The organism is Lapidilactobacillus achengensis (assembly GCF_003946655.1).
Taxonomy (GTDB): Bacteria; Bacillota; Bacilli; order Lactobacillales; family Lactobacillaceae; genus Lapidilactobacillus; species Lapidilactobacillus achengensis.
Window position 1 is genome coordinate 153538 of record NZ_RHOV01000003.1, and the last position, 26697, is coordinate 180234.

The 26697-nt window shown below is 42.6% G+C and carries 21 protein-coding genes; 9 read left to right on the plus strand and 12 right to left on the minus strand.

All coding sequences use genetic code 11. From position 1 onward, the window contains the following. Positions 1-34 precede the first annotated feature (34 nt). The 5 genes from EKM94_RS03180 to EKM94_RS03200 form a co-directional block, all read right to left on the minus strand. Complete coding sequence (locus tag EKM94_RS03180) at positions 35-883, minus strand: aldo/keto reductase (protein WP_125597358.1); 849 nt, start codon at positions 881-883, stop codon at positions 35-37. A 107-nt stretch (positions 884-990) separates the two neighbouring features. Further along, the gene (locus tag EKM94_RS03185) at positions 991-3126 is read right to left on the minus strand and encodes an alpha-galactosidase (RefSeq protein WP_125597360.1); all 2136 of its coding nucleotides are present in this window, start codon (positions 3124-3126) and stop codon (positions 991-993) included. A 34-nt stretch (positions 3127-3160) separates the two neighbouring features. Further along, complete coding sequence (locus EKM94_RS03190; RefSeq protein WP_125597363.1) at positions 3161-3988, minus strand: carbohydrate ABC transporter permease; 828 nt, start codon at positions 3986-3988, stop codon at positions 3161-3163. A 23-nt stretch (positions 3989-4011) separates the two neighbouring features. Beyond that, positions 4012-4944, minus strand: a complete 933-nt coding sequence (locus tag EKM94_RS03195; RefSeq protein WP_225422136.1) for a carbohydrate ABC transporter permease — start codon at positions 4942-4944, stop codon at positions 4012-4014. Positions 4945-4987: 43 nt separating this feature from the next. Continuing rightward, positions 4988-6250 carry an ABC transporter substrate-binding protein gene (locus tag EKM94_RS03200; protein ID WP_125597366.1) on the minus strand — a complete coding sequence of 421 codons (1263 nt, stop codon included), beginning with the start codon at positions 6248-6250 and terminating at the stop codon, positions 4988-4990. Positions 6251-6512: 262 nt separating this feature from the next. Between EKM94_RS03200 and EKM94_RS03205 the strand changes: the two genes are divergently transcribed. From EKM94_RS03205 to EKM94_RS03215, 3 genes are all read left to right on the plus strand, one after another. After that, positions 6513-7631, plus strand: a complete 1119-nt coding sequence (locus tag EKM94_RS03205; protein WP_125597369.1) for a GntR family transcriptional regulator — start codon at positions 6513-6515, stop codon at positions 7629-7631. Between the two features lie 290 nt (positions 7632-7921). Then, positions 7922-8641: a GntR family transcriptional regulator gene (locus EKM94_RS03210; RefSeq protein ID WP_125597372.1), complete on the plus strand. Its 720-nt coding sequence runs from the start codon at positions 7922-7924 to the stop codon at positions 8639-8641. 143 nt (positions 8642-8784) lie between these two features. Further along, entirely contained in the window at positions 8785-10800 is a 2016-nt protein-coding gene (locus tag EKM94_RS03215; protein WP_125597431.1) for a beta-galactosidase, read from the plus strand. Between the two features lie 266 nt (positions 10801-11066). On the opposite strand, the gene EKM94_RS03220 is transcribed toward EKM94_RS03215, so the two are convergent. The 6 genes from EKM94_RS03220 to EKM94_RS03245 all read right to left on the minus strand — a co-directional run bounded on the left by EKM94_RS03220 (position 11067) and on the right by EKM94_RS03245 (position 16266). After that, positions 11067-11786, minus strand: a complete 720-nt coding sequence (locus EKM94_RS03220; protein WP_318531095.1) for a GntR family transcriptional regulator — start codon at positions 11784-11786, stop codon at positions 11067-11069. 54 nt (positions 11787-11840) lie between these two features. Further along, positions 11841-12449: a hypothetical protein gene (locus EKM94_RS03225; protein ID WP_125597380.1), complete on the minus strand. Its 609-nt coding sequence runs from the start codon at positions 12447-12449 to the stop codon at positions 11841-11843. 17 nt (positions 12450-12466) lie between these two features. Next, the gene (locus EKM94_RS03230; RefSeq protein ID WP_125597383.1) at positions 12467-13087 is read right to left on the minus strand and encodes a hypothetical protein; all 621 of its coding nucleotides are present in this window, start codon (positions 13085-13087) and stop codon (positions 12467-12469) included. Between the two features lie 83 nt (positions 13088-13170). Then, positions 13171-14457, minus strand: a complete 1287-nt coding sequence (locus EKM94_RS03235) for an ABC transporter substrate-binding protein (RefSeq protein ID WP_125597386.1) — start codon at positions 14455-14457, stop codon at positions 13171-13173. Between the two features lie 19 nt (positions 14458-14476). Then, positions 14477-15358, minus strand: a complete 882-nt coding sequence (locus tag EKM94_RS03240) for a carbohydrate ABC transporter permease (RefSeq protein ID WP_125597390.1) — start codon at positions 15356-15358, stop codon at positions 14477-14479. A 17-nt stretch (positions 15359-15375) separates the two neighbouring features. Beyond that, positions 15376-16266: a carbohydrate ABC transporter permease gene (locus tag EKM94_RS03245; protein ID WP_225422138.1), complete on the minus strand. Its 891-nt coding sequence runs from the start codon at positions 16264-16266 to the stop codon at positions 15376-15378. Between the two features lie 845 nt (positions 16267-17111). Here EKM94_RS03245 and EKM94_RS03250 point away from each other — a divergent pair. From EKM94_RS03250 to EKM94_RS03260, 3 genes are read left to right on the plus strand one after another with little or no spacing between them, the layout of a single operon-like run. Continuing rightward, entirely contained in the window at positions 17112-18071 is a 960-nt protein-coding gene (locus tag EKM94_RS03250) for an acetylxylan esterase (RefSeq protein ID WP_125597391.1), read from the plus strand. Further along, positions 18058-20340: an alpha-galactosidase gene (locus tag EKM94_RS03255; protein ID WP_225422139.1), complete on the plus strand. Its 2283-nt coding sequence runs from the start codon at positions 18058-18060 to the stop codon at positions 20338-20340. The genes EKM94_RS03250 and EKM94_RS03255 overlap by 14 nt, the downstream gene beginning before the upstream one ends. Positions 20341-20369: 29 nt before the next feature. Beyond that, the gene (locus EKM94_RS03260) at positions 20370-21764 is read left to right on the plus strand and encodes a glycoside hydrolase family 1 protein (RefSeq protein WP_125597394.1); all 1395 of its coding nucleotides are present in this window, start codon (positions 20370-20372) and stop codon (positions 21762-21764) included. A gap of 64 nt (positions 21765-21828) precedes the next feature. Here the strand turns inward: EKM94_RS03260 and EKM94_RS03265 are convergent, their stop codons facing one another. Next, positions 21829-23832 carry a glycoside hydrolase family 127 protein gene (locus EKM94_RS03265; RefSeq protein ID WP_164511082.1) on the minus strand — a complete coding sequence of 668 codons (2004 nt, stop codon included), beginning with the start codon at positions 23830-23832 and terminating at the stop codon, positions 21829-21831. Between the two features lie 114 nt (positions 23833-23946). Here EKM94_RS03265 and EKM94_RS03270 point away from each other — a divergent pair, with 114 nt between their 5' ends. The 3 genes from EKM94_RS03270 to EKM94_RS03280 form a co-directional block, all read left to right on the plus strand. Beyond that, the gene (locus EKM94_RS03270; RefSeq protein ID WP_125597401.1) at positions 23947-24354 is read left to right on the plus strand and encodes a cupin domain-containing protein; all 408 of its coding nucleotides are present in this window, start codon (positions 23947-23949) and stop codon (positions 24352-24354) included. Between the two features lie 144 nt (positions 24355-24498). After that, positions 24499-24909: a helix-turn-helix transcriptional regulator gene (locus EKM94_RS12970; RefSeq protein ID WP_225422141.1), complete on the plus strand. Its 411-nt coding sequence runs from the start codon at positions 24499-24501 to the stop codon at positions 24907-24909. A gap of 66 nt (positions 24910-24975) precedes the next feature. Then, positions 24976-26697 (plus strand): IS1182 family transposase (locus EKM94_RS03280; RefSeq protein ID WP_125597404.1); only part of this gene is annotated, 1722 nt, incomplete at its 3' end.

Sequence of the window (26697 nt, forward strand, 5' to 3'; positions counted from 1 at the left end):
TCTTTTAAAATAAATGCTTAAATCAATCTGGTGACTAGCCTTGCGTTGGATTATGATTACTACCATTCGTCGTATCAGCTAAACTGTTCAGAACAGCCATATCTTCGGCTGAAATGGTGAAATCAAGTTCCTTGTTGCTGACGATATGAGCTGGTGTCACTGCTTTAGGCAATGGCAGCGCGCCGTTTTCGATACAGAAACGAATCGCTAACTGAGCTGTGGTAACGTCATATTTCTTGGCAATGGCCACCACATGTTCATTGGTCAACATCCGGCCGGTTGCTAATGGTGAGTAGGCCACGATTAACAGCCCATTATCTTCAGAATATTTCGTGATCTTAGGTTCAGTGAAGCCGACATAATATTGAATCTGATTGACCATTGGCTTAACTTTAGCGTTAGGTAACAGATTCTCTAAATCACGAACCGCAAAGTTGGAAACCCCAATGGCGCGAACACGTCCACTGGCGTAAACTTCTTCCAAAGCCCGCCAAGCATCAAGATTACCTTGATCACAATTCTTGCCGATCTCACCCCATGGCCATGGCGCATGAATAATGTAAAGATCCAAATAATCAATATCCAAATCAGCCATGGTTTCGTCGAAGGCCTTGAGCGCACCCTCATAAGTCTTGATCTCGGCCGGTAATTTCGATGTCACAAAGATATCTTTGCGGTCGATTCCAGAATCCCGGATCGCCTGACCAACACTCTTTTCATTTCCGTATGCTTTAGCGGTATCGATATGACGATAGCCGTTCTCCAAAGCAACCTTAACAGAGTTATAAGCAGGTTCACCATTAGGGATCTGCCAAGTCCCAAAAGCAACTTTAGGAATTTTGACACCGTTCGTTAATGTATAAGTCTCAGTTAAAACTGACATGAAATTCCTCCATTCGTTTTGCTAATGCATTACTATTTTAGCACTTGGACTCTAGGAGTGCGAATGTTTTTGCTTATTTTTAGGAAGGATGACTGGGACTGGCGCCGTTAATACTCAATCTTGAAGGTTCGCGAACAGAGTCTTTCAGGTAATTCAACCATCAATAGTCCATTTAACTTATTCCACTCGGCTGTACTCGAATAAGCATCTGCGTCGACTGGATAAATTTGACTAACAGTAATCTCCTTACCAAGAAGAAAATCCAGTGGAATGTTAAGAACTTTTGCATTTGCATATCGGCGCCAAACGGTCAAATAAATTTTTTGCGTACCTTCGATTTTTTCACCATAACACAGCCATTCGTCTTCGTAAGATGCAAATCCTAGCGGCCAGAATGGTAGGCTTTGCTTTATATCGGGCCTAATATTTCGATAGACAGTGATTCCCTCCTTGACAAGATCAAAATTCTTTTGACTCAGTTTCGCCAAATGTCCACTTTGATGAATGCGGCTCAGAAGGGCATTATTCATGTTAAAGATAACTTCTTCTGGCTTAGCCTCAGTCAAAGGATACGACCACATCGCAGCTTGCTCAGAATTAACACCCGAGGCAGCATTGCAGGCAATCGTTGCATAATTCCGAAAATCTTCTTGATCACTAGTTGATTGAATACTATATCGACTCAGCATAGCATAATCCATACGTAATCCACCACTTGAGCAGTTCTCAATAACAAGGTCGGGATGCTTCAGAAAGATATCATCTAGCCAACGTAAATATGCACGATTATGTTCAAGCAAGCCCTCGCCGGCACTGTCGGCATTCAAATCAGTGCCTATTCCCGCATCAATATTGTAATCCATTTTAATATAGCCGATGCCATACTCGTTTATTAATCGCTCAACAACGCCTGTACAGTAATCCCGAACTTCTTTGTTACGAAAATCAAGTTGTACCCGACTTCTGTCAAAGACAGGTTTGCCATGTCGTTGGAAAAACCAAGAAGTTGGTAGCTTTTTGAATAGTGGGCTATTGATTCCAATAACTTCTATCTCTAACCAAAGTCCCGGAACCATCCCTTTTGACGTGACATAGTCTGTAAGTTCTTTTAACCCATTAGGAAATCGACCAACCGCTTCCCGCCATTCTCCAACCGTATCCCACCAATATCCGTCAGAATACCAGCCGCAATCGATACAATAATATTCACACCCTGCTTCCGCTGCCTTATCTATCATTGGAATTTCTTTTTCCGTTGTAGGGTCTCCAAAAAGTGAGTTCATATAATCATTGAAAATAACTGGTAATACTTGATTGTCCGAATTCTTTCTGCGAATTCGGCGTCGATACTTAACTAGTTCCTGAATTGCTTCATCCGCTCCACCATTCGTGCAACCAACTGCTGCTTTAACGGTCGTAAAGGATTCTCCAGGCTGAATCTCTTTCCAAAATGAAGATTCTTGTTCGCTCGGTCCACTTGTTCTTAAATATAGTTGCCCATCTTGATCTCCGATTTCCCAGGTCCAGGATCCGTTATTCTCAATCTGCCAGAAATAGCTATGCTCAAGTTCAAGGTTCTCCAAAATCCCAATGGGTAGGAAGTGCTTAGTTGACCAATTTCCGGTGTTATTGATTTGAATTAAGTTCGAGCTTCTCCTTAATGAGGCCTGTGAATTACTCATACCCAACTGGGATAAACGATACTCTTGCCAGTCAAGCTCTTTCTGCCACGCGTTGTGTGGTAAGTGCAGTCTTAGTTTCTCCTCCGCTGTATTTAGTCCCCCCTGATCAATACCAATATAGGAAAACGATGACACATATTCAAGACCAACCGATGAATCACCTTTGTTCTCGATTGTGGACCACACACGGACAATATCTAAGTTTGCATATGTCTGATAAACCGTAGTTACATAAACACCTGTTGCACTATCCATTTGTGTGATTATCAATTTCTGGCCCATTTCATTATCGATAATTTTATGCCCCAAGTACGTTAGGCGATAACCTGGGGCCGAAAATGAATACTTGGGTCCGTGCGTTTCGGCTGGAGAATTTATGCCACTGAGTTTCATTTCAACCGGTTGTTGAATATTAAATTTCCTGTTTTGTATATTGGGATTCTCGCTCCCAATCGTATTGACTTTATCATTTGTCGAGAAATTTACTAGTGAGATCGTCTGATTATCGTTGACATGGAACTCCAATACCAATGATTTTAATTTCATTTTAATTTTTTCCATTTATTTACCCTTCCAAATAAAGCGTTGTGTTGTGTTACCCCTTAACAGATCCATTAGACAGTCCGGCAAGGAAATATCGTTGTAAAAACAAAAAGATTAATGTAACTGGAATGATTGCAATGACTGAAGCTGCCATCAACGAACCCCAGTCAACAGTGTTCGCCCCTTTGAAAAGCATAATTGCTGGCGTCAATGTACGATAATCCTCCGATGAAATGAAAACATATCCAAACATAAATTCATTCCATGCATTGATAAAGGCATAAAGCCCGGTTGAAATCAAACTGGGAATAGAAATTGGTAAGATTATCTTGAATAGCGTCTGGAATTTATTATATCCATCTAGTTCCGCCGCCTCTTCAAGTGCAATTGGTACCGTATCAAAGAAACTACTCATCATGAAAGTACATAAAGGAATCACAAACGTTGTATAGGCTAGAATAAGCGACATATAGGACTCTAGAATACCCAAGAATTTCATCGTAAGATAAAGGGGAATAAGCAATAACACTCCGGGAATCATCTGGGAAATAAGCATAAACAGGTTCGAAAACTTAACAATTCGTAATCTAAAATAGCGACTAAAAACGTAGCCGGCACAGATTGCGATAAACAACGACAGAACGCACGCCGTCAACGATACGATCAAACTATTCTTAATATACTTAATAAAATCTGCCTCAAATAGTACTTTTGAAAAATTAGCAAACGTCGGATTATTAATCGTAAATTTTGGAACACTTTGTCTGATTTCATCAATAGGTTTAAACGAAGAAATCAGCATCCAAACAAACGGAAAAATACAAAATAGACTAATCAATGCTAATAAAATATAGGTAACTGGGCCACCCTTTTTCTTCATAATCAATTTTCACCTAGCCTTTCCTAATTAAGCGTTTCTTCACTAATTTTTGTTTTAATCTTGTAATAGAAAACAAATATCAGTGACATTCCGAGTAACATCATCGTCGATAAAGACGACGCTGTGCCCACGTCAAATTTTTGCATCGAGTAGCGATATATCATCAATGGCAAAGTATCTGTGGCATAATTTGGTCCGCCCTGTGTCAAAACCCAGATAAAGTCAAAATTAATCGCGGTCCAAATAATATGCATAAAAACAATGACTAACGAAACTGACCTAAGTTGTGGCAAAGTTATGTGGACAAATTGCTCAAATTTACCAGCACCGTCGATTCCCGAGGCCTCGTAAAGATCATCAGGAATGGCTTGTAGGGCCGCTAACAGGGAAATTGTATAGTAAGGAAAGGAGCGCCACACATTAACGAAAGTCACTGTCTGAAGGGCATAATTTGCATCGCCCAAAAAATTGATTGGTTCCTTAATAATTCCTAAGTGTGTTAACAGATAATTGATAATCCCGAAATCAGGGTTCAGCATCCAACTCCACGTCATGCCCGCGACAATTATTGGTACCAACCACGGAATGAAGATTGCGATTCTAAAGAAGGCTCTTCCTTTTACCTTTTTGTTTAAGAGAATGGCACTTGTAAGCCCAAGAATATACTCTCCTACAACCGAAAAGAACGTATAGAATAATGTATGCTGCAATGCTGGAACAAATTTAGGATCTGATAAGACCTTCTTGAAATTCTCTAGACCAACAAATGGTTGAGCAGAATTATTCAATAAATTGACATTATGAAAAGCATCAACTAAAACCGTGACTAAGGGATAACCAATTAAAACAATCAGGAAAAGTAAAGCCGGAAAAAGCATTGTCGCAGAAAAAAACTGCTCGCGCTGTTTTCGAGTACGTAAAAATCGTTTTTTTGTTCGCTTATTAGACATATCCATATTATATAAAAACACTCAGCACTTGGCTGAGTGCACTCCTTTCCTATTTGGCCAGCTCGTCGTTGTCTTCAAGTGACTTATTCACTTCCGTTGATAGCCACTTCGCTGCTTCTTTAGGTTCTTTGCCTTCTTGAAGCACCTTCGCCAGTGCATCGATCATATTCTGTGAGATATTTGAAACGGTTACCGGTGGGAAAGTAACCCCATATTCAGAAAGCTTTTTGAAATCCTTGCTCCACTTCGAATCACCGCTAACGTCAATCCGCGGAGAACGGTCTAGAAAAGCAGCCTTTTGCGCTTTTTTGCTAAGAAAGGCTTCTGCTAGTTTCACTTTCATTTTCTTATCAGTATCATTTTTCAAGACAAATAATGGCTTCGCCTCCAAGTATGTTGCTGGCTTCCCATCTGTTGGATAAGGAATAGCGTTAACCGCAACATCCTTCATGGTATCTGGATTGGTCGCTTCACGTTCTTGTAACCAATTCCCAGTTACGTAAGAAGCGGTTATTCCACTAGCAAAATTTTCATCAGTATCTTCCCATCCTAAGTTGGCTGAGTTCTTATCGACAATTCCCTCAGCAACTAAATCCTTGTAGAATTGGAAAACCTTTGTTGCCTTCTCCAATTGATCAGCATTTTCATTCCAAGTGTTCTTATACTTACCGTTCTTCTCACTCGCAATTTCAAGACCATACTGGGCCAAATAAACAATCAATTCCTGTGGCTCACGAGCTCCCTTGCCAGCAATTGAGTACGGGTATTTTCCTGTTTCATCTTTAAAGGACTTAAGTGCAAGTAAATCCGACCAAGTCTTAGGTGCGGTAGCATTAGCTTTTTTGAAATCATCTTCATGAGTTAGGTACGCGCGAACTGTCGCTTCATATGGGATCGCCACATATTTACCATTCACTTTCATTGTTTCAAGCGCTGATTTGGTAATCTTATCCTTTTGATCCCATTTGTTCACTTCAGTGGTGATGTCTTCAAGAATACCCATCTTATTAAACTCACCGATGTATTCTGGCAATCCCCAAATAACATCCGGTAAGTTGCCACCGGCAGCCGACGCCTTTATCTTGTCGTGCATCATGTCATAAGTAAAGTTGGATTGTTTTACCGTATAACCAGTTTTCTTTTCAAACTCAGAAATTGTCTTTTTTATTTCTTTCCCAGTTCCTGCGCCCTCGGTATACGAAGTCCAAACTGTTAATGTTTTATTTTCCGCCTTGCCTGTACTCTTCTTACCACATCCACTAACACCCAATGCCAAGACAACAGCCAACCCTAGTAACCAGCCTTTTTTCATTCTTACTTCCTCCATTTCGATAAACCCACATCCAGACTCAACCATTTGAGTCTCATCGTGGAAACGCTAACAACAAAGTTATACCATACAAATTGAAATAAGTAAATAGGTTAGTACAATTCTCTCGTGCATTCTTTATTTGTTTCAAAAGTTGTCCCGTTTTACCGGTTCGACCCCCTACAACAAGGGACTATCAGAATTTATTTAACTATCTAAATTTGTACCATTGCGGTATAATTTGTCTATATGTATAGGTGGTAATATGAAAAAATATAAATTAATTGAAAAAGAACTTGAAACTCAAATCTTGAATAATGACTTCGTTACAACCGGAAAACTACCAACGGAAGCTCAACTCATCTCTCGATTCTCGGTCAGTCGACAAACAGTCCGCCGTGCGCTCTCAGAGCTCGAGCTTCGCGGGTTGATCTACAAGGTTCAGGGTGGAGGGACATTTGTTCAAAACCCTGAAAATCGTCAAACTGCTGAGAACTCAGATTCTCTCTTCAACAAACCAATGGTTGCAGTAATGACTGCACATATTTCCAATTATATTTTCCCTCCAATTATCTCAGGGATAGAAAACGTGCTGAATCAAAACAACGTTCAACTTATTTTAAGCAGTACTCAAGATGATTCAGTTATTGAACGAAAAAATCTAATCCAACTCTTAAATGATTCTAGTATTACTGGACTAATCGTTGAACCAACAAAATCAGCATTTCCATCAAAGAATACCGATATGTACGCCGCACTCCTAAGGAAAGGAGTAAAGATTGTATCAATTCACTCATCGTTGAACACCTTTCAAATCCCCTCGTTTGTAATGGACGATTTCTCTGGAGGAGGGCAACAGGCCCAGTCACTATTAAACAACGGTCATAGGAATATATTAGGAATATTCAAGACCGATGATCAGCAGGGACAACTTAGAATGGCTGGTGCATATTCCGCGATTGACCAAGTGGATGAACATGTTGATTTTCGTGTATTAACTTTCCAATCAGGACATACTGAGGAAGAGATTGGTAATTATGTCAAAGCCATCTTCACCAACGACCATGACCAAAGACCGACTGCCATTATTTGCTATAACGATCTATGCGCTATTTCGGTAATAAGAGCACTACATGAATTAAGTATCGAAATCCCAAATGATGTCTCCATCGTCAGTTATGACAACTCATCCCTAGCTCATGGACTCGGTCTAAATTTAACCGGAATTAATCATCCAAAAGAAAAAATGGGAATGGACGCCGCATCATTTTTGCTTAAGGAATTATCGCTGAAACAGCCAACAGAAAAAAAGGTTCAAAAAAAATATCCAGCAACTTTAGTAATGGGTAACTCAATTGCACCAGTAACACAAAATCAGCACTAATACTTTCAAAGATAGAAAACCTCACCCCTCAAAAAAATCCGGAGTGGGGTTTTCGTAATTATTCCCATATTTTCGTTTTGATTGTTATCGAATTCTTTGCTCTTTAATTCGATAATAGTGTCCTAATCATAATTAATACGCTTAACAAAATTGTGAATTTCAATAGAAAGGGTTCGTCACTTACCTAAATATATGATTAATATGATATAGTCATTCTAGCAGTGTTTCACATCCGAAATTTCATACTCACAATGATTTCGATTACATTTGACTGGAAAGGTACAATCAAAATGAACACCCCAAAATATGTGAAAATAGAACAAGAAATACGGAACAGAATTGAGAATGGGGAATACCCTCAAGGCTCGAAACTACCAAATCAGCTCGCTCTTTCTTCAGAATTTTCAGTTAGCAGAATGACTGTCAAGCGTGTCCTAGACGCTCTCGCCATTCAAGGATTGATTTATTCTCGCCGAGGAGATGGTACCTATGTAATGACCAATATTCCTCAAAAAATTGAAAAGAACGCCCCTGCCTCTGAACATCAGGGATTGACGGTTTATTTTGGCGCCGATCGCGTTGAAAGTAGGATCATTGTCTTTGATATTCAATTTCCTAGTCCCCAAATCCAAGAGAAGCTCCACCTTAGAAAGAATGATCCAGTCTTTAAGATAATTCGTCTACGATTGGTTGATCAGCAGCCCTATGTTCTCGAGCATACTTATATGCCTCAGAAGCTGATGCCGGATCTGGATGAATCTGTTCTTTATGGGTCGATTTATGCGTACTTAAAAAGCACTGGTCTTAAACTAAGCGGTTCCTATCGAAAGATACATGCCGTTTTCGCCGATGAATTCGATATTAAATATCTCAATTGTAGTCCCAAAGATCCGGTTCTTGAGGTAGAACAGGTGGCATGGTTAGCCGACGGCACCCCATTCGAGTACTCTCTTTCCCGCAATCGATACGATGCTCGCAGTTACACCGTCGTGGATAATAACACGCTATGACAACGTAATGATATCTTGATGTCATTGCGAAAAAAGTATTGAATAAACGCCCTCAAATGATTATACTTTTATATATAAGTATAATCATTTTTGCGTTCATTAATAATTGAAAAGAGGGATTTTATTTGAGCTTCTTCAAAGAAATGATTTACGGTGGCGATTATAACCCTGAGCAATGGCCGGAAAATATTTGGCTTGAGGATATGCACATACTTAAGGATGCCCACATTAACTCAGCAACCATCAATGTTTTCTCATGGGCAATTCTTCAACCTTCAGAGAACGAATATGATTTTCGAATGCTGGATAAAATTGTTAGTTTATTGACCCAGAATAATTACAGAATTGTTATGGGCACTTCAACCGCGGCACTGCCGGCATGGATGAGTCAACGTTATCCAGATGTTAATCGAACTGATTTTTATGGATTGGTTCACAAGTTTGGGCATCGTCATAATTTCTGTCCCAATAGCCCATCCTTTAGGAAATACGAAATCAGATTGGTCAAACAGTTAGCAGAGAGATATGGCCAATTGGATTCTCTTGTCTGCTGGCATATTTCCAACGAGTATAGTGGCGAATGCTATTGCGAAAACTGCGCTAAGGCATTCAGAGTGTGGCTAAAAGATAAATATTCAACGATTGAGGCAGTTAACCAGGCGTGGAATACAAATCTTTGGAGCCATAAATATTATTCGTTTGAGGAGATCATTCCGCCCAATTTCATAGGTGATGGTATTCCAAATGAAAAGGCCTCTTTCCCAGGACTATCGCTTGATTACTCTCGTTTCAATTCCGATTCAATTTTGAATACCTTTAAGGAAGAAAAGAAGGCAATACGCTTATATGATGCCAAGACACCCGTGACAACTAATTTGATGGGTGCCTACAAGCCCCTTGACTATTTCAAATTTGCTAAAGAAATGGATATTATTTCTTGGGATTCATACCCAACGAATGATACGCCAAATAGTTCGGCTAGTATGATGCACGACTTAATGCGGGGGCTTAAAAACGGTCAACCATTTATGATGATGGAGCAAACACCAAGTCAGCAAAATTGGCAACCATTCAATGCCTTGAAACTGCCGGGACAAATGCGAAACATGAGTTACAATGCAATTGCCCACGGAGCTGATACGGTACAATTCTTCCAACTACGCAAATCAATCGGAGGCGCGGAGAAGTTTCACGGTGCCGTGATTGATCATGTTGGGACCGAAGAACCACGGGTTTTTAAAGAGGTTCAACAATTAGGCAACGAACTGCAAAAGATTGGTACCACACTTCTTGACGGAATAACACCAGCAAAGGTTGCACTCCTCTTCGATTGGGAAAATTACTGGGCGCTTGAATACGCAATCGGTCCAAACTTAGAAATCAAATACGTTGATCAAATCCAACGGTACTATGATGAGTTATACACACGTAACATTCCAATCGATTTCGTATCTAAAGAAAGTGCACTTGATTCATATAGCATCGTAATCGCGCCATGTCTCTATCTGCTTGATGATAAGCTAGCAAGTAAAATTGAGGCCTTCACGGAGAGCGGTGGTATCTTCGTAACCACAACAATGAGTGGTCTTGTTGATTCAAACGATAACATTCACTTAGGGGGTTATCCCGGTCCCCTGAAAAAAGTGACTGGTGTTTGGGTCGAAGAATTCGATGCGATGCCATTCACTCGTAAGATTCCACTTCATTTTGTCGCAAACACCAATGGTAAAGAAACGGGAACTTTGCTTTGCGATATCATTCATCCCAAATCGGCCGACGTTGTCGCTGAATACGGCTCCGGTGTTTTTTATGAAGGATTGCCGGCAATTACCCGCAACCATTTCGGCAACGGAACCAGCTTTTACATCGGCACAGTTTTGAATAAACAAGGCATGAAGACTATCTTTGATGAAATTCTGAATACAGCTGGAATTAAATCAACCTATACACCTGAAGCAGTCAGTGTAACCTTGAGAGTCAATACAAATGGTACTTATATCTTCATCATTAACCATTCAAACGAGAATAAACATTTTGATTTAGACATTTCAGGCAATGATATATTGACGATGACAACCATTCAAGGCCAGATTGATTTGGCACCATTCGGAGTTAGTATTATCAAGTCAGATATTGCCCATCCTCTGCTCTTCTCCTAAAAGGAAATTGGTTAAGTGTCTACAAACATCTAAATACTAGCACATCAAAATTTGATTTACCGATAAGATAAGAACCAGAAATAAGAGAACCCGTAATAAGGGCGCTAAATTTGTTGTCTGAGTTAATAACAAATTTAGCGCCTTTCCCTGTCCTTTTGCTACGCATGCCGAATAACAAAAACATCGAAACGAGATCAACCTCGATTCGATGTTTAGGCCAAATAAATGGGCAAATCTTTCTTATCCATCTTCACAGCTACTAAAGACTAGCCGATGTCTAAGACATTGTAGCTACGTGCATCATATTTATTTCTCGAAAAAGAATATTCGAACGGTGTACCATCATCTAGCCAGGAAACTTGTTCAACTTCTAAAACCGGATCCCCCTCTTTGCATTCCAAATATTTAACATCCAACTCATCGGCAAATAACGCATGGATTCTTCGGTAGGCCCCGCTCAACTTTAAGTTAACCGTATTCTTCAGATAAGCGTATATCGAATTCATTAGCACTGCCTCGTCAAGACCTGGCATTAGCTTTTGGGGCATGTATGTGTGTTCCAGGACATATGGCCGTCCGTCTAACAACCTTAATCTCAGAATTTCAAATATTGGTTCATTCTTCTCTAGCTTCAAATGCTTTTGAAGAGATTCGCTGGGGAATCTGATATCAAACTGAATTATTTTGCTAGTGACACGCCCTTCTTCAAATGATGCCGTTAAGCCCAAATGCTCTTCAGCAGGAGAATTCTGTTCTATTTTTAGCGAGATATCTCCCATTACATAAGTCCCATCACCCCGCCTTGTATATAAAAGGCCTTCCATTGCTAATCCATCAATTGCTTTCTTGATTGTCATTCGACTAACGCCAAATTCTTCGGCAAGTGCAACTTGATCAGGAATCAACTCATTTGGTTGATATTTCCCAGTTGTTATCCTTTTCCTGAGCTCGTTTGCGATTAATTCATATTTAGGTGATTGTTGCACATCGGTTCCTCCCTTCATCTAATCAGAATATAAAGTCAACAATCAAAAGACCAGCTACTCAGTAAGCGAACGAATTAGCTTCATCGCACTACTTATATTCTTTGATTTCTTGGGTACATAGATAACTTGATCCTTAATTTGATAGTTCTTAAAGAATTCAACGTCATCGCTTTTGATTCCAATAATGTGGTTATTACGGTTCATATACTGCTTCATTTTTTTCCCAGAAGCACTCCGAATCCCAGTATTTACGGGTAGGACCTCACAGCCAATATCCTTTTCCACTTGCTTAAATAGCTTCTCATTAGTTATCAAAATATCAACCGAATGATCATTGACGGTACCTAAAAACTTTGCCATAATATCACGCTTTGCTAAATCGTTCCATGTCACAACAACCTCTTGCTTCTTATTGGGAACAAGAACTTTCTGAAACTCTCGCTTCATAGACTTTGTCGCAACAGGATTACTCATTCCTTGGGTATAGATCCCAACTGTCAGAATTGAGTCTTTCCTAGTCACCACTTGTCCTAGGAAAAAAACTAGTACAACCAAGAGCCCAACAAATACAAGAAATAGTTTGCCAAAATACATCCACATGTAGGATAACTTTTGTCGAAAGGGTTGGTCAGATTTCAAGACCTTTTTAACTCGCAAATTCATTTTGAAATCCTCCAAGCTTAAACAATATGATCATGAATTCCTTGTACCAACAACGCAAGAATACCAGGAAAAAAGAAAATTAAGAAAATGGTATTTTTAAGGGCAAAATAACTAAGAATTAGGGTTACAGCCACTAACAGAATTGACCGAAAGGCATGAGAACACATCTGGCTAAAACCTATCCAGAGTTGATCACGAAGACGTAAATTCTGTTTCTCGTCGGTTACTGTGATGGGCACCATGACAATAATTTGCCAAATCACCAAGAGAATCAGTGCAACATACTTAACAAAATAAACGATCGATGACTGCACATAGCTGGGAAATGGCACGAAAACAAAGACTCCAAAATAGATAGTCACAAGTGGCCAGGATAAATCCATTTTTCGCCTAATGGGCAATTGCTTAAAATTCCCAAGATAGCTTTTTCTAACTTTGATCAGATTGTCTTCACGAATATCCCGATTAGTTTGAAATAAGGCGTTCAGGCTATCAAACATTCTTAGGGTAAAGATACTCTGGACTAGTTTTACCCAAAATACAAGACTCAACTTAATCGCAGCATACAAGCGTGTCATGCAGTGATAGAAGATTGATTCCCGTCCTTTATTCTGATTCCGCTGGATATCTTTTTCCATTTGTATACCCCTATCTAAGAAATGTTTGATCTTTCAAAAAAGAGGCGTCATCTAAATGAAAGATGCGCCCCCATAGAAACGTTCTATTTTAGATTATACTCAGATCTCAAACTCTTGGCCAATTTCTTCAAATCAGTCTTTGCATCAAGATTCTTTAAAATAATGTTTGAAACTTCGTTATTGGCTTTGGTTTGAATTTCGGCATAGTCTTCAGTATAAGCTGCTGCAATCCACATCTTCGAATGCTCCAAAATATCAACTAATGAGCTAGCATTCTTAGGTGCAAATTCTGTCTTAGTAACATCATTAACTTGTGACTTAAGAACGGGAACTGACCCAACGCCCTTCATTTGCAATTTCTGACCACGTCCAGCACTCAACCACTTCAAGAATTGAAGTGCTTCCTTCTTGTGCTTAGTCTGCGAAGTCACACCAATTGGTAAACCTGCCTGTGGTTGTACAGAAGAGGAGTTAACAGTTGGCATTGGAATGACATCCCAATTGAACTTAGCGTTTTCGGAAATGTTTTGCCAGTCCCAAGGACCACAGATTGCCATCGCTGATTTCTCAGCAACAAACATGTTTGAAATACCTTGTGCTTGGGCGGATGTTGGCGAAACATGATACTTGTTCACCAAATCAGAAGCAAATTGTACACCCGCAACATCATTCTTCTGATCAATCGTAATTTTTGTACCAGCAGGATTAGTAATGTTGTTACCTGAATATGCTAATAGCAATGGAGAAAGATAGAAATTATCGATACCGAAGACTGTGGTTTTTCCGTTTTCAACTTTGGTTAATTTCTTGGCATAATCCAAGAATTCGTCCATCGTCCAGTCATTCTTTGGCATTGATAGACCGGCCTCTTTAAGCATATCAGTATTAATTGACAACTGCTGAGCTGACATATCACGTGGTAAAGCCCACTGTTTACCATCGATCTGACCAATCTTTAATGCTGATGGCAAAAATTTATCAGTATCAATATTCTTCTTGACATATGAATCAAGATCCATTAACAAACCTTTCTTTTGGATTGTCGCGAATGAAGCCGTCTGAATCCAAGTCAGGTCAGGTAACGTGTTACTAGAGGCCATCGTCATAAATTTATCAACATATTTGTCCCAGGGCGCGACCACCTGTTTGACTTTAATCCCAGTATCCTTCGTAAACTCATCGAAGATAGCCTGTTCACGTTTCGCCCCAGATGGATCTTGGTTCCAAGTATAAATTCGTAAGGTGACATCCTCTTTCTTTTCTGTTGTGCCACCCTTTGAACTACCACTCCCACAGCCTGCTAACGCTGCAACTAACCCTAAACTCAGCATCGCCAAAGATGCTAACTTTAATCCAAAAGATTTCTTCATGTTTTCTTTCCTCCAAAAATTATTCTTTACTACCTGTTGTAGCAATACCCTGAATAAAGTACTTTTGACCGACAAAGAATGTGATTATGACTGGTACAATCACCATGACGCTCGCTGCCATCAGTGGTCCCCACGCAACAACGTGACTACCCTGCAACTGCATTATGCCAAGCGCTAATGTGTATTTAGATTGATCGTTCAAATAAATTAGTGGATTCATAAAGTCATTCCAAAAGCCCATAAATGTCAACAATGCGACGGTAATAACGGATGGCACCGAAAGTGGTAACATGATTTTTGCAAATATCTGAAAAGTGTTGGCGCCATCCAACCTGGCCGATTCTTCCAATGATTTTGGAATGGTTAAGAAAAATTGCCTTTGTAGAAATATATAATAAGCACTGCCGAAGAACGCCCCTAATGTTAGCGGAACAAATGTGTTTACCAATTTCAGCTTCGAATAAATCAGATAAACTGGAATCATTGTGACCTGCGATGGTAACATCATCGTTGCTAGCAATAAGGCAAACCAAATGCCATGGCCGGCGCCTTTTAATCTAGCAAAGCCAAATGCAACTAAAGTTGACGATAGAACTGTACCAAATACGCCAATCAAAGAAACAAAGATTGAGTTCAAGTAATATTGGCCGAAGTCTATCAGCTTGAAAACTTCAGGATAGTTTGACCATTTCCAAACACTTGGAAACATTCTTGGCGGAAATGTTAGGACCTCTCGCTCCGGTTTAACCGCGGTGAAAACAAGCCACAAAAACGGGAAAAGGAAAACGACAGATAAGATTATCAACAAAAGATAACTAATGATTTTTGACCATTTACGGCCTTGTTTGATACTTCTTGATTTCTTTTTGCGCGTATTCTCTGGAACTTTTGAAATATCCATTTTTCTCTCCTTTCCCCCTAATTTGTAGAGTCACCATAATAAACTTTGTTGCCGAAGAATTTGAATTGAATCACCGTGACAACCAAAATAATGAGGAATAGAATCCAAGCAAGTGCTGATGCATATCCCATTTTGAAATACGAAAAGGCATTAGAATAGAGATACAGCACATAAAATAGGGTTGAGTTGTTAGGACCACCCTTCCCATTACTAACAACATACGCTTGAGTAAATACTTGAAATGAGCCAATCAACCCCATAATCAAGTTAAAGAAGATTACATTTGATGTCATCGGAATAGTGATAGTAAAGAATTTGCGCAGCGGTCCAGCACCATCAAGTTCTGCCGCTTCATAAAGCGAAGTTGGAACATCTTGAAGTCCCGCCAAGTAAATAATCATCCCACCACCGGCACCCCAAAGGCTCATGATAATCAACGTTGGCTTAGACATGGCCTCGCTTAAAAGCCAATTAGATGTGGGTAGGTTTGCCCAACGTAAAATCGCATTTGCGACACCAAAGTCAGGCTGGAAGATCAATAACCAAAGTAACGAGCTTGCGACTGCAGGAACGAGTGATGGTAAATAGAAAATCGTTCTCCACACACCCAAACCCTTAACTTTAGTATTAAGCAATAGTGCCAGGAGATAGCCGGCAATGAGCCCTAACGGAACACCAAATATTGTATAAACAAATGTATTCCACAACGATTTCCAAAAAAGTGGGTCGCCGGTAAACATTTTCGCATAATTGGCTAGACCAACAAATTTGGCACTGCCAATACCGGAAAAGTCTGTTAAGGAAATAAATAATGAATAGATCATCGGACCCGCAGTGAAGATAAAGAAACCCAACAACCACGGTGAAATAAACAAATAGAATAATAACGTCGTTCTTTTTCTTGACACTTGTGTCACCTCCCCAAGCCTTTGCAATAACTCCTACGAAATTAGAGTAGCCCAGTATAAACATTAACCACTTAAGTAATTGATCTGTAAAAGGCTTGATAAAAATATGTTTCCGTAAACTCTATCTGACAAACATCCAATTAGAGCATTGAAAATTTAAACTTCTTAGACCCAAGAAATACTGACCCGTTACAAAGTTCTACATCCAGTTATGATCTATCTCATCCTTTCCTCTTCCATCGCAAAAGATTCACCATTGAAATCACTTTTTGCTACATTTGTATGGTCTTTAATTGTCAAAGACTGATCTTTGATTCAATCGAATGTTTCTTTTACACCAAATAGTATATACTTTAAATATTCCAAACGCAAGCGCTTTCAGATTTTTTTGTTATTTTCTTCATTCTCTCTCCATCTATTCCCACATATTTCCACATACCATTTTCCTCTCACTGTCAGCTGTTCGTAATTAAAATTAAATATAAGTCCCCTGCATCAATCATTTTTAACATTTTTAAGTTGCTATCATGCTGATAATTATTTAGACCACTCGGGTGTTAACTACTCACTATTGTGTTTGAATCTAACAATAACGATTAACCAGTCTCCATAATTATCTATAGATAGAAACAGTATTAGGCAATACCTAACGATTGATTGTCGACTTCAAAAAAATATCAGGAATATTGAAACACTTCCTATTCGAGAAAAAAATTTTGAATTTGACAGTCATCCTCTTATTTATTGACATCACATTTTAATAGTATATACTAATTAATGAAAACGCTGTACTTTATTCAGATTACTAACTTGACCAATAACGATTTTTGAAAAGGGGTTAAATGATGATCGATCTTGAAGTGGGTAAAAAGTATGCTGGGAGTGCGCAAAAACCGGCTGATTTCGATGATTTTTGGGAGCGGGCTTTAGCAGAAATGCAGGCTTTACCGTTGGATTACACGACGACGGCGGTGCCGATTCCATCGCGGGTCGCTCAGGCTTATGATCTTTACTTTTCTGGTGTCAAAGGGGCGCGGATCCACTGTCAGCTGATTCTGCCCAAGAACTATGATGAGCGGCAAGCACATAAGGGCATGGTGATGTTTCACGGCTATCATTGTGACTCTGGGGATTATCAGGACAAGTTCGGTTGGGCCGCGGAAGGGTATGTGGTTCTGGCGATGGATGCGCGGGGCCAAGGTGGCACGTCAGAAATGGCGGCGGTGCCTCAAGGTGACGCGATGAAAGGCTTGATCATTCGCGGAATGGAGGCTGGTCCTGAGGCGCTGTATTATTGCAGTGTTTTCTTGGATACGGCCCAGGCGGCGCGGATCTTGATGAATTATCCTGGTGTTGATCGTGAACGCGTTTATGCCACAGGCGCTTCTCAGGGTGGTGGGCTCGCGATTGCTTGCGCCAGTTTGGTGCCTGAGATCTATCGGGTCCAAGTGAGTTATCCGTTCTTGTCCGACTATCGCAAAGCCTATCAAATGGGCGCACAAACGTCAGCCTTTGAGGAGATTCCTTATTGGTTCCAATTTCGCGACCCACTCCATCAGCGTGAAGCCGAGATTTTCCACACCTTAGAGTATATCGACATTCAAAACTTAGCGTCTCGGATCCGTGGTGAGGTCTACTGGTCCATGGGTCTCCAAGATACCACCGTGCCACCGATCACCCAATTCGCGACTTACAATAAGATCACGGCCAAGAAGCATTTACTCGTTCTGCCAGAGTACGGGCATGAGTATCTGCCGAAAGTCAGTGATCAGATTCGAGGATTCTTTATTGATGCAGACGACTGATTTGATTCAAGTGGATCAACAACACTTGGTTTTCCACCTTCACAATGACAAAATTAGCTACCTTTTCCGGGTAATTCCGGAGATCGGGCAATTGGAAAACTACTATTATGGTCCGCGGATCCAGCAACCCAGCCTGGATGGCCATTTAAACGAGCGGGAGCTTCGACCGGGCAATAATTTACTGACCGGTAATTATACGACCTCATTGGAGGCGATCCGGCAAGAATATCCGGTTTTTGGGACGACTGATTTTCGCCAAGGGGCTTACGCGATTCGTTATCCGGACGGTGATGAGATCACGGCGTTCAAATATGCCAGCTATCAAGTTACCGCTGGTTATCCTGATCTCGGCGAACTACCCCATGCCCGCTACGGTGATGAAACGGCGGCCACTTTGACGATTACCTTGCACGATGAGAACTCACCGCTCACCTTACAGTTGCATTACACGATCAACACAACCAATGCGCTGATCATTCGCAGTAGCACCTTCAGCAATTCGCCACAAAGTGAAACCACCTATCAATTGACCAAGGCCCTAAGCGCTAATCTTGATCTGCCTAACGCCGATTATGACTTGATCCATCTACATGGCGCTTGGGCCAAAGAGATGCAGATCCAGCGGCAGCCCTTGATGGTCGGGCGGATGAGCATCGATAGTGATCGCGGGGCCAGCAGTCACCAGCACAATCCCTTCATCGCCTTAGCCGCCACCAACGCTGACGAACAGCAAGGTCAAGTCTATGGCGCCGCGCTACTTTATAGTGGCAACTTTCTGGCGCAGGTCGAAGTGGATAATTACGCGGTTACCCGCCTGTCGTTGGGAATTTCACCGACGCAATTCACTTGGCAATTGACGCCGGGAACAAGTTTTCAAACGCCAGAAGTGGTCTTGAGTTGTACCACCACCGGACTAAATGGGATGAGTCATGAGTTCCACGACTTTTATCGGCGGCATCTGATCGATCAGCGGTGGGCGGATCAGCCTAAACCGATCTTGATCAACAATTGGGAGGCCACCTACTTCGACTTCAATGAAACCAAATTGTTGCAACTGGCAACCAAGGCTCAAGCAGTGGGGCTGGATTTGTTCGTCCTTGATGACGGTTGGTTTGGTCGGCGGGACAGTGATACTGGTTCGCTAGGGAATTGGACGGTTGATCGGCACAAACTGCCAGCGGGTCTACCTCATTTGGTGAGCGCGATCCATCAATTAGGCTTGAAGTTTGGCCTGTGGTTCGAGCCGGAAATGATTTCAACCGACACGCCACTTTTTCAGGCCCACCCGGAGTGGCGCTTAGGTCATCCTGACAAAAACATATCCCACGGACGCAATCAATATGTTTTAGATTTCAGCAACCCACAAGTTGTCACGGCGATCTTCGAGCAAATGGCCGCGATTTTACACAGCACGAAAATCGACTACATTAAATGGGATATGAATCGCTACATCTCTGAAGCCTTCTCGCCTTACCTCGCGGCGCAGCAACAAGGAGAACTCTACCATCGTTACATTATGGGAGTGTACCATCTATACAGTCTGCTAGCGCAGAGCTTTCCTGAGCTGATGATCGAATCTTGCGCCGGGGGTGGTGGTCGGTTCGACGCGGGCATGCTGTACTATGCACCCCAGGCTTGGGCCAGTGACGATACCGATGCGATCGAGCGCCTGAAGATCCAATATGGCGCTTCGCTAGGTTACCCCCTCCAAGCTATCAGCAGCCATGTTTCAGCTGTGCCCAATCATCAAGTTGGGCGCATCACGCCGCTGCAAACTCGAGGAGATGTGGCGATGTTTGGGACGTTTGGTTATGAATTGGATATCACGAAATTAAGTGAGGCGGAATTGGCTCAGATCAAACGTCAAATTGCTTTTGTTAAACAGCAACAACATTTGCTGCTGACGGGGGAGTTCACGCGACTGGCCAGTCCTTTTACCTCAAACCAACCAGCTTGGCAAGTGTATGATCGCCAAAGTGGCCGGGGGTTGATCGCCGCTTACCAGATCCTCAGTCCGGCCAACCCACCTTATCGTCGCTTGCGTCTTCAGGGGCTAGACCCGGAACAAACGTATCAATTGACGCGGATCGATGCCCACTACCAGCTCGGCCAGCCGATCCTCGTGCACGGTGATGAACTGATGAACCTGGGGATCATTTTCAGTGAAGATTATAGTGAACGGACGGCAGATTATTGGAATCGTCCGCAACCACACGACTTTGCTAGCCAGTTATTTGCCCTAAAGGCAGTTGCCGACCTGCAGCTGTGACTAAAAATTTAATCGAAAGAGGTTTTGACATGAAATTAACATTTCCAGATCATTTCTGGTGGGGCGCCGCTACATCAGGTCCACAAAGTGAGGGCCGCTTCAATAAGCAACACGTGAATGTCTTTGATCATTGGTACGATATTGCCCCCGAGGATTTCTATAACTATGTCGGTCCCGATACAGCGTCGGACTTCTACCATAGTTTTCGCGAGGATATCAAGTTGATGAAGGAAGTTGGTTTGAATACGGTCCGGACCTCGATCCAATGGTCCCGTTTGATCGATGATTTCGAAACGGCCAGTCTCAATCCGGATGGTGTGCGCTTTTATAATGACGTGATCAATGAATTCATTGCCAATGACATTACCCCGGTGATCAACCTGCATCACTTTGACTTGCCCGTCGAACTTTATGACCGTTATGGCGGTTGGGAATCCAAGCATGTCACCGACCTCTACGCCAAGTATGCCGAACAATGTTTCCGACTCTTCGGCGATCGGGTCAAGAATTGGTTCACCTTCAACGAGCCGATGGTCATCGTTGACGGCGAATACCTCTATCAATTCCACTACCCCAAGATCGTGGATGGGAAAAAGGCCGTCCAAGTCGCTTATAATCTCTCCCTGGCTTCAGCCAAGGCGATGGCGAAATATCGCGGTCTGGATCACAACAACGCTGGCAAAATCGGGATCATTCTGAATCTGACCCCAGCTTATGCCGCCTCTGATGACCCTGCAGACCAAGCTGCCGCCGAAATGGCTGACCTGTGGACCAACAAATTATTCTTGGATCCAGCAATCAACGGTCATTTCCCGGAGAAATTAGTCACGACCTTAAAGCAGGATGGCGTCCTTTGGCAAGCGACACCGGCAGAACTGCAACTAATCAGTGAACAAACAATCGATCAACTAGGGGTCAATTACTATCATCCTTTCCGCGTTCAGCGACCGGAGATCTCGCCTGATAGTTTAATGGATTGGATGCCGTCCAAGTATTTCAACAACTATGAAATGCCTGGCCGCGTAATGAACGTGGATAAAGGCTGGGAGATCTATCCCAAAGCCCTTTACGACATCGCCTTGACCGTACGCGATGACTACCACAATATTCCTTGGTTCGTTTCCGAAAATGGTATGGGCGTTTCCCGGGAAGAACGTTTCATGGACGCGAACGGTGTGATCAACGATGACTACCGGATCAAATTCATGCATGACCACCTGACTTGGCTGCACAAGGGCATCGAGGCTGGTTCCAATTGCTTCGGCTACCACGTTTGGACCCCGATCGACTGCTGGTCTTGGGCCAATGCCTATCGCAACCGCTATGGCCTGATTTCGACGAATATCCACACCCAAGTCAAGACCATCAAACGATCTGGTCGTTGGTTCGCTGACGCCAGCAAGAACAACGGCTTTGACGCGTAAATAAGCTCAGCAACCAAAAAAATGATCAGTGAAGGTTTCTTGGCTTCACTGATCATTTTTTAAACTAGTCGTTCAACTGGTGTTCGGTCGAAAATAAAGATGTGTTCGCCTCTTGGAGCCAAACGGTCATTTCACCAACACGGCGGTTGGCCCAGAGAAAGTAGGGAATAAAGGTCAACGTTAGCGGTTCACTTGTTTGATTTGCGTCAGAATGGTACGGCCGGTGCGGAGAACGCGAGTCAACTGAACGTCGCCATCCCTGTGCCGTAATCAATTCGGTTCTGATTCCAAAGGTTCGCTGGTCAGCGTGATGGGCAAATTCAGCATGACTTGCCAGCAGTAATTGCTGCAGCCCGGCGCCATTATCAACTTCTTCAGCACAATAAACCACCGGCCCACGTTGGAGCGCGACCTTGCCAAAATCAGCCTTGATCTGAGGCACGGCCCGTAACGCCTTCACCGGCATCGCTAACTTCAATTCAAACTGCCAGCAACATCCGGCCGGGACAGAGAACCGTAAATATCCCGCCTGTAATTCCGAACTGATTATCGGACCATCAGTAAGGATTTCAAAGTCTTCTGCCGCCCAAGCTGGGACATGGATCGCCACCTTTTGATCCTGATGCCCCGACCGATTATCAATCAAGAAATCAAGCTCCCCCGACCAAGGATAGTGTCCCGACTGTTTGATCAGCACCCCATTGGAAAAGCGTGCTTCATTCCCAATGAATAAATGGCTGAAAATAGTCTCGTCTTTGATAGAATAAATATACTGATCGACAGAGGCGATCAGGCGGGCCAGATTAGGTGGGCAGCAGGCACAGCCTAACCACGCGGAACGTGTTGCTTTAACATGCGCCTTTTGTGGATCAAAGCGGCAGGCCTGTGGATCCACTTCCAAAGGATTCACGTAGAAATAGTGTTGACCATCCAGCGCCATGCCACTGATGGTGCCGTTATAAAGTTCGGTTTCCAAGAGATCGGCTACCCAACCTTCTGGGTCTGCTTGAAGCAAGGCCTGAGCCAAAAAAGCCATGCCACAGGAAGCGCAAGTTTCGCAGTACATCGTATCATTGGGCAGATCATAATCAAACGTATAGCCCTCACCATTGGCTGTTGAGCCGACGCCACCAGTGAGATACATTTGCTTTTCACTGATGTGGCGGCAAAGACGTTGGCACGCGGCCAGGAGTGCTTGATCATGGGTCAGCGACGCCACGCGAGTCGCACCAGTCAATAGATAGGCCATACGGACGGCGTGACCTTCTCCACGGGTCATTTCCATGAGTGGAACGCGATCTTGGTAGTGATCGGCAGCAGGTTCGATGCCTGGCCAGTAGCCTTCGTCAACATCAACATTCAGCTTGTTTTGACCAGCAAAAAAACTCGGCTTGGTTCCCCGCTGCTGAACCATGTACGCCGCTAAATCGAGATATTTCCTTGATTCGGTCAACTCCGCTAACTTTGTTAAGGCCAGTTCCAGCTCCGGATGGCCCGGGTAGCCATGAAGCTGACCAGGCTTGGGGCCAAAATTACGGGTGAGGCAATCCGCCATTTTAATAGCAATATCTAGGGCCTTCTGGTTACCCGTGGTTTTAAAATAAGCTACCCCTGCCTCAATATAGTGGCCCATACAATATAATTCGTGGCTTTTGGAAACGTGTTTGAAGCGGCGCTCGGGACGCTCGATTTGAAAATAGGTATCCAAATAACCATCCGCTTGCTGTGCCTGACCAATCAAGGCCACCACTTGATCCGCCTGTTGCTCCAAGTCAGGATCAGGCGCATAGCGTAAAGTATAGGCAACCGTTTCTAACCATTTATAAACATCTGAATCCTGAAACCATTCGCCGTAGAAATGTCCCTTTGCCAATCCGGCCGCAATTTTCAAATTTTGAATGGCGTGACTTTGTTGAACCATATCAGAGGAGTTACCATTGGCCCGCTCAATTTTGACCGTGGCTTCATCACTGATGATCTTCCACTGATACGGCACCACCACCGTTTGGACAATTCGGCGATAGTAATTCCAGAATTCGTCTTGTACCTTGTCTTGCTCGATTTGCACCCTGATCACCTTAACCTTTCACTGTTAGCCTTAGTATAATCAGTCCCGCTGCTCACCAATACAACCAATCACGCAGAAAAAGAGGACAAAAACGACCTCTTTAGGAGATTTCCCATGATCGACCTCAATTATTTCGATCTCACTCAACCCGTTCACTATCTTAATAGCGGCAAATTCACGGCCCAGCCTGGCTGGCGTCACGCGCCAAATCGCCACAACAATACCGAAATCATGATTGGTCTGGCGGGGACGATTTTCCTTAGGATTGATCAGCAGCCGGTCACTCTCAAGGCTGGTCAGGTTCTTTGTCTAGCACCCCAAACACAGATTGATGGTGATCGCCCCTGCGAGCGCACCGCCCAGTTTCTCTGGTTTCACTTTACCAGTCAGACTATGCCAAACATCGTATCAAAGGCTGCCACCACACCAAAAATCATTATCTTGCCCCGCTTTTTTCAACTGAAAGATCCGACCCGTAGCCTGCTGGCGGGTCAACAACTACTTGACCGCGGACATCGGTGAAACGACCACCCAGATTTAAGAGATTATCAAACAACGCTAGCTCTAATTGAACTGGCCAATGACTATCGCCTGCAACAGCAACAATTATTGGCACCGACCTTGTTCCAAATTCGAGAATGGCTTCGCGTTAATTTAAAAAATACATTGACGTTATCACAAATCGCTGAACATTTTCATCTCAATCCTGACTACCTCAATCGCATTTTCAAACAGGAATTTGGTACGACGATCAAGGCCTATCTGACCGACGCTCGGCTCGATCTGGCCAAATACCTCTTGTTGACTACCAATCAATTGGTTGAAGAAATCGGCCGAACCTGTTGCTTCCCAGATGCCCACTACTTTACTCGTGTTTTCAAACAACGAAATTTAGTGACACCCACTCAATACCGGCGCAACTACGCCGCAACTTTCTATAACAATAGCCAACTCGATTCCGGCACCGACTTCCATCAAATCGTCCAAGATCTTGAGAGGCTAGGACACAATTCTAGTTTCAAAAATAAAAGCCCCAAAATTCCGAACTTTTTCGGAATTTTGGGGCTTTTTATGTAGGCATAGAAACCATCTTCTGGTAACCTTAAATTCGACGAAAAAAATAAGTGTCAGGAGTCGGTCTCTATGTTTAAACAGTATAACAATAATCAAACCACTTTATCAATCCCCCTTGAAATTAAAGTCAACGATCAACACGTTGTTCGCATTATTAGCTTGTTTGTGGACTCTATTCCGGATGATTTTATCCCACAAAGGGTAAACGCTCAACGCGGCCAGCGGCCGTATGATCCTCGCCTACTACTTAAAATGTTACTATTTGGCTATTTACGTAATGTTACTTCCGCGTCAAAGCTAAGGGAAATGGCGGAAGAAAATATTCCGATGAAATGGCTCATTGGTGATCCTGATGTCACTCCCAGTGCCCGAACGATCAATCGTTTTAGGTCTTCTAATACCGCGGCGACATTAATTAAGCAAATGTTTCTGCACTTTCGCTTCATGCTCCAGCAACTTAACTTGATTACAGATGAGGCGCTTTTTATTGATGGCACAAAGATCCTGGCCGATGCGAATAAGTATAGCTTCGTTTGGCGTGCCTCTGTGGAGCGCTATGAACCCATACTCGATCAAAAAGCCAATGAATTATTTGATGAACTCATTCAAAATAATATCAATCTCAATGTTGATGCTGATGACCCTGATATTCTCAAGAAGATGGAAAGCGCCGCATCTCAATTGGAACAGAAGGTTGCAGAGCTGACAACGGCCATTGATTCTGAAGAGGTCAAGCCTGGCGGCTCACCAAATAAGCGACTTAGACGAAAGTACAAGCACTACCTTCATACACTGAAAAAAGACCTCATTCCGCGTAAAACCAAGTATGTTGAGGCTCGTCACCTTTTCGGTGATCGAAATAGCTTCTCAAAAACTGACCACGATGCCACTTTTATGCGTATGAAAGAAGATCCGATGATGAATGGTCAGCTCAAGCCGGGGTACAATGTCCAAATCGGCACGCAGTGCCAGTATGTACTCTACTATTACGTCTGCCAACGGCCTACAGACCAGCGAACGCTTGTACCTTTCCTTGAACAGGTTGATCACCACTTTAACTATATTGTTGCTGATGCAGGATATGGTAGTGAATCTAACTATGATTACGTCATTGATGAGTACAGAGCTATTCCACTCATTCCGTACACAATGTACTTAAAAGAGCTCTCACGTAAATACCGGAAGGATATGTCGAAGCGTCAAAACTGGTTATATGAAAAGACTTTAGACCGTTATACCGATGATCACGGCGTCCAATTTGAACATCATCGGGACTACTATCGAACAGATAAATACGGGACAACGAGGCACTTCGTAGAATATACGGCGGTTAATGCAGATACACCTGAGCTCTATTACTACGCGAATACGGATGGTGGTAACCTCCGCCGTATCAGCGTTAACCCACACTGGGAGGATTTGAAGAATTCTGTTAAATCTAACCTCAGCGCAGACAAGACTGCTTCGATCTTCGCCAAACGGAAGTTTGAAGTTGAACCAGTTTTTGGAAATATTAAAACGAACATGAATTTTATGCGCTTCTCTGTACGTGGGAAACGGGCAACCAATAACGAAATGGGATTGGTATTTATGGCCGCTAACCTAAAAAAACTGACGAAGTCATTATTAAACAACGATAACCTATTGGTAAAATTTGAGCGTTTTATGGCGCTCTATTTGTGTACCCAAAAAATAGATCTGGCCGAAAAAAATAAAAAAATCGAACATTCCCAGAGAAAACAGAATGTTCGATCGTCTTTATTTTTGGATCGGCAATTATGGCCGAGCCTC

What these genes read in the sequence shown, in the direction of transcription:
- EKM94_RS03180 (WP_125597358.1), bottom strand. Translation starts at nt 883, where the DNA reads ATGTCAGTTTTAACTGAGACTTATACATTAACGAACGGTGTCAAAATT.
- EKM94_RS03185 (WP_125597360.1), bottom strand. Translation starts at nt 3,126, where the DNA reads ATGGAAAAAATTAAAATGAAATTAAAATCATTGGTATTGGAGTTCCAT.
- EKM94_RS03190 (WP_125597363.1), bottom strand. Translation starts at nt 3,988, where the DNA reads ATGAAGAAAAAGGGTGGCCCAGTTACCTATATTTTATTAGCATTGATT.
- EKM94_RS03195 (WP_225422136.1), bottom strand. Translation starts at nt 4,944, where the DNA reads ATGGATATGTCTAATAAGCGAACAAAAAAACGATTTTTACGTACTCGA.
- EKM94_RS03200 (WP_125597366.1), bottom strand. Translation starts at nt 6,250, where the DNA reads ATGAAAAAAGGCTGGTTACTAGGGTTGGCTGTTGTCTTGGCATTGGGT.
- EKM94_RS03205 (WP_125597369.1), top strand. Translation starts at nt 6,513, where the DNA reads ATGAAAAAATATAAATTAATTGAAAAAGAACTTGAAACTCAAATCTTG.
- EKM94_RS03210 (WP_125597372.1), top strand. Translation starts at nt 7,922, where the DNA reads ATGAACACCCCAAAATATGTGAAAATAGAACAAGAAATACGGAACAGA.
- EKM94_RS03215 (WP_125597431.1), top strand. Translation starts at nt 8,785, where the DNA reads ATGATTTACGGTGGCGATTATAACCCTGAGCAATGGCCGGAAAATATT.
- EKM94_RS03225 (WP_125597380.1), bottom strand. Translation starts at nt 12,449, where the DNA reads ATGAATTTGCGAGTTAAAAAGGTCTTGAAATCTGACCAACCCTTTCGA.
- EKM94_RS03230 (WP_125597383.1), bottom strand. Translation starts at nt 13,087, where the DNA reads ATGGAAAAAGATATCCAGCGGAATCAGAATAAAGGACGGGAATCAATC.
- EKM94_RS03235 (WP_125597386.1), bottom strand. Translation starts at nt 14,457, where the DNA reads ATGAAGAAATCTTTTGGATTAAAGTTAGCATCTTTGGCGATGCTGAGT.
- EKM94_RS03240 (WP_125597390.1), bottom strand. Translation starts at nt 15,358, where the DNA reads ATGGATATTTCAAAAGTTCCAGAGAATACGCGCAAAAAGAAATCAAGA.
- EKM94_RS03250 (WP_125597391.1), top strand. Translation starts at nt 17,112, where the DNA reads ATGATCGATCTTGAAGTGGGTAAAAAGTATGCTGGGAGTGCGCAAAAA.
- EKM94_RS03255 (WP_225422139.1), top strand. Translation starts at nt 18,058, where the DNA reads ATGCAGACGACTGATTTGATTCAAGTGGATCAACAACACTTGGTTTTC.
- EKM94_RS03260 (WP_125597394.1), top strand. Translation starts at nt 20,370, where the DNA reads ATGAAATTAACATTTCCAGATCATTTCTGGTGGGGCGCCGCTACATCA.
- EKM94_RS03270 (WP_125597401.1), top strand. Translation starts at nt 23,947, where the DNA reads ATGATCGACCTCAATTATTTCGATCTCACTCAACCCGTTCACTATCTT.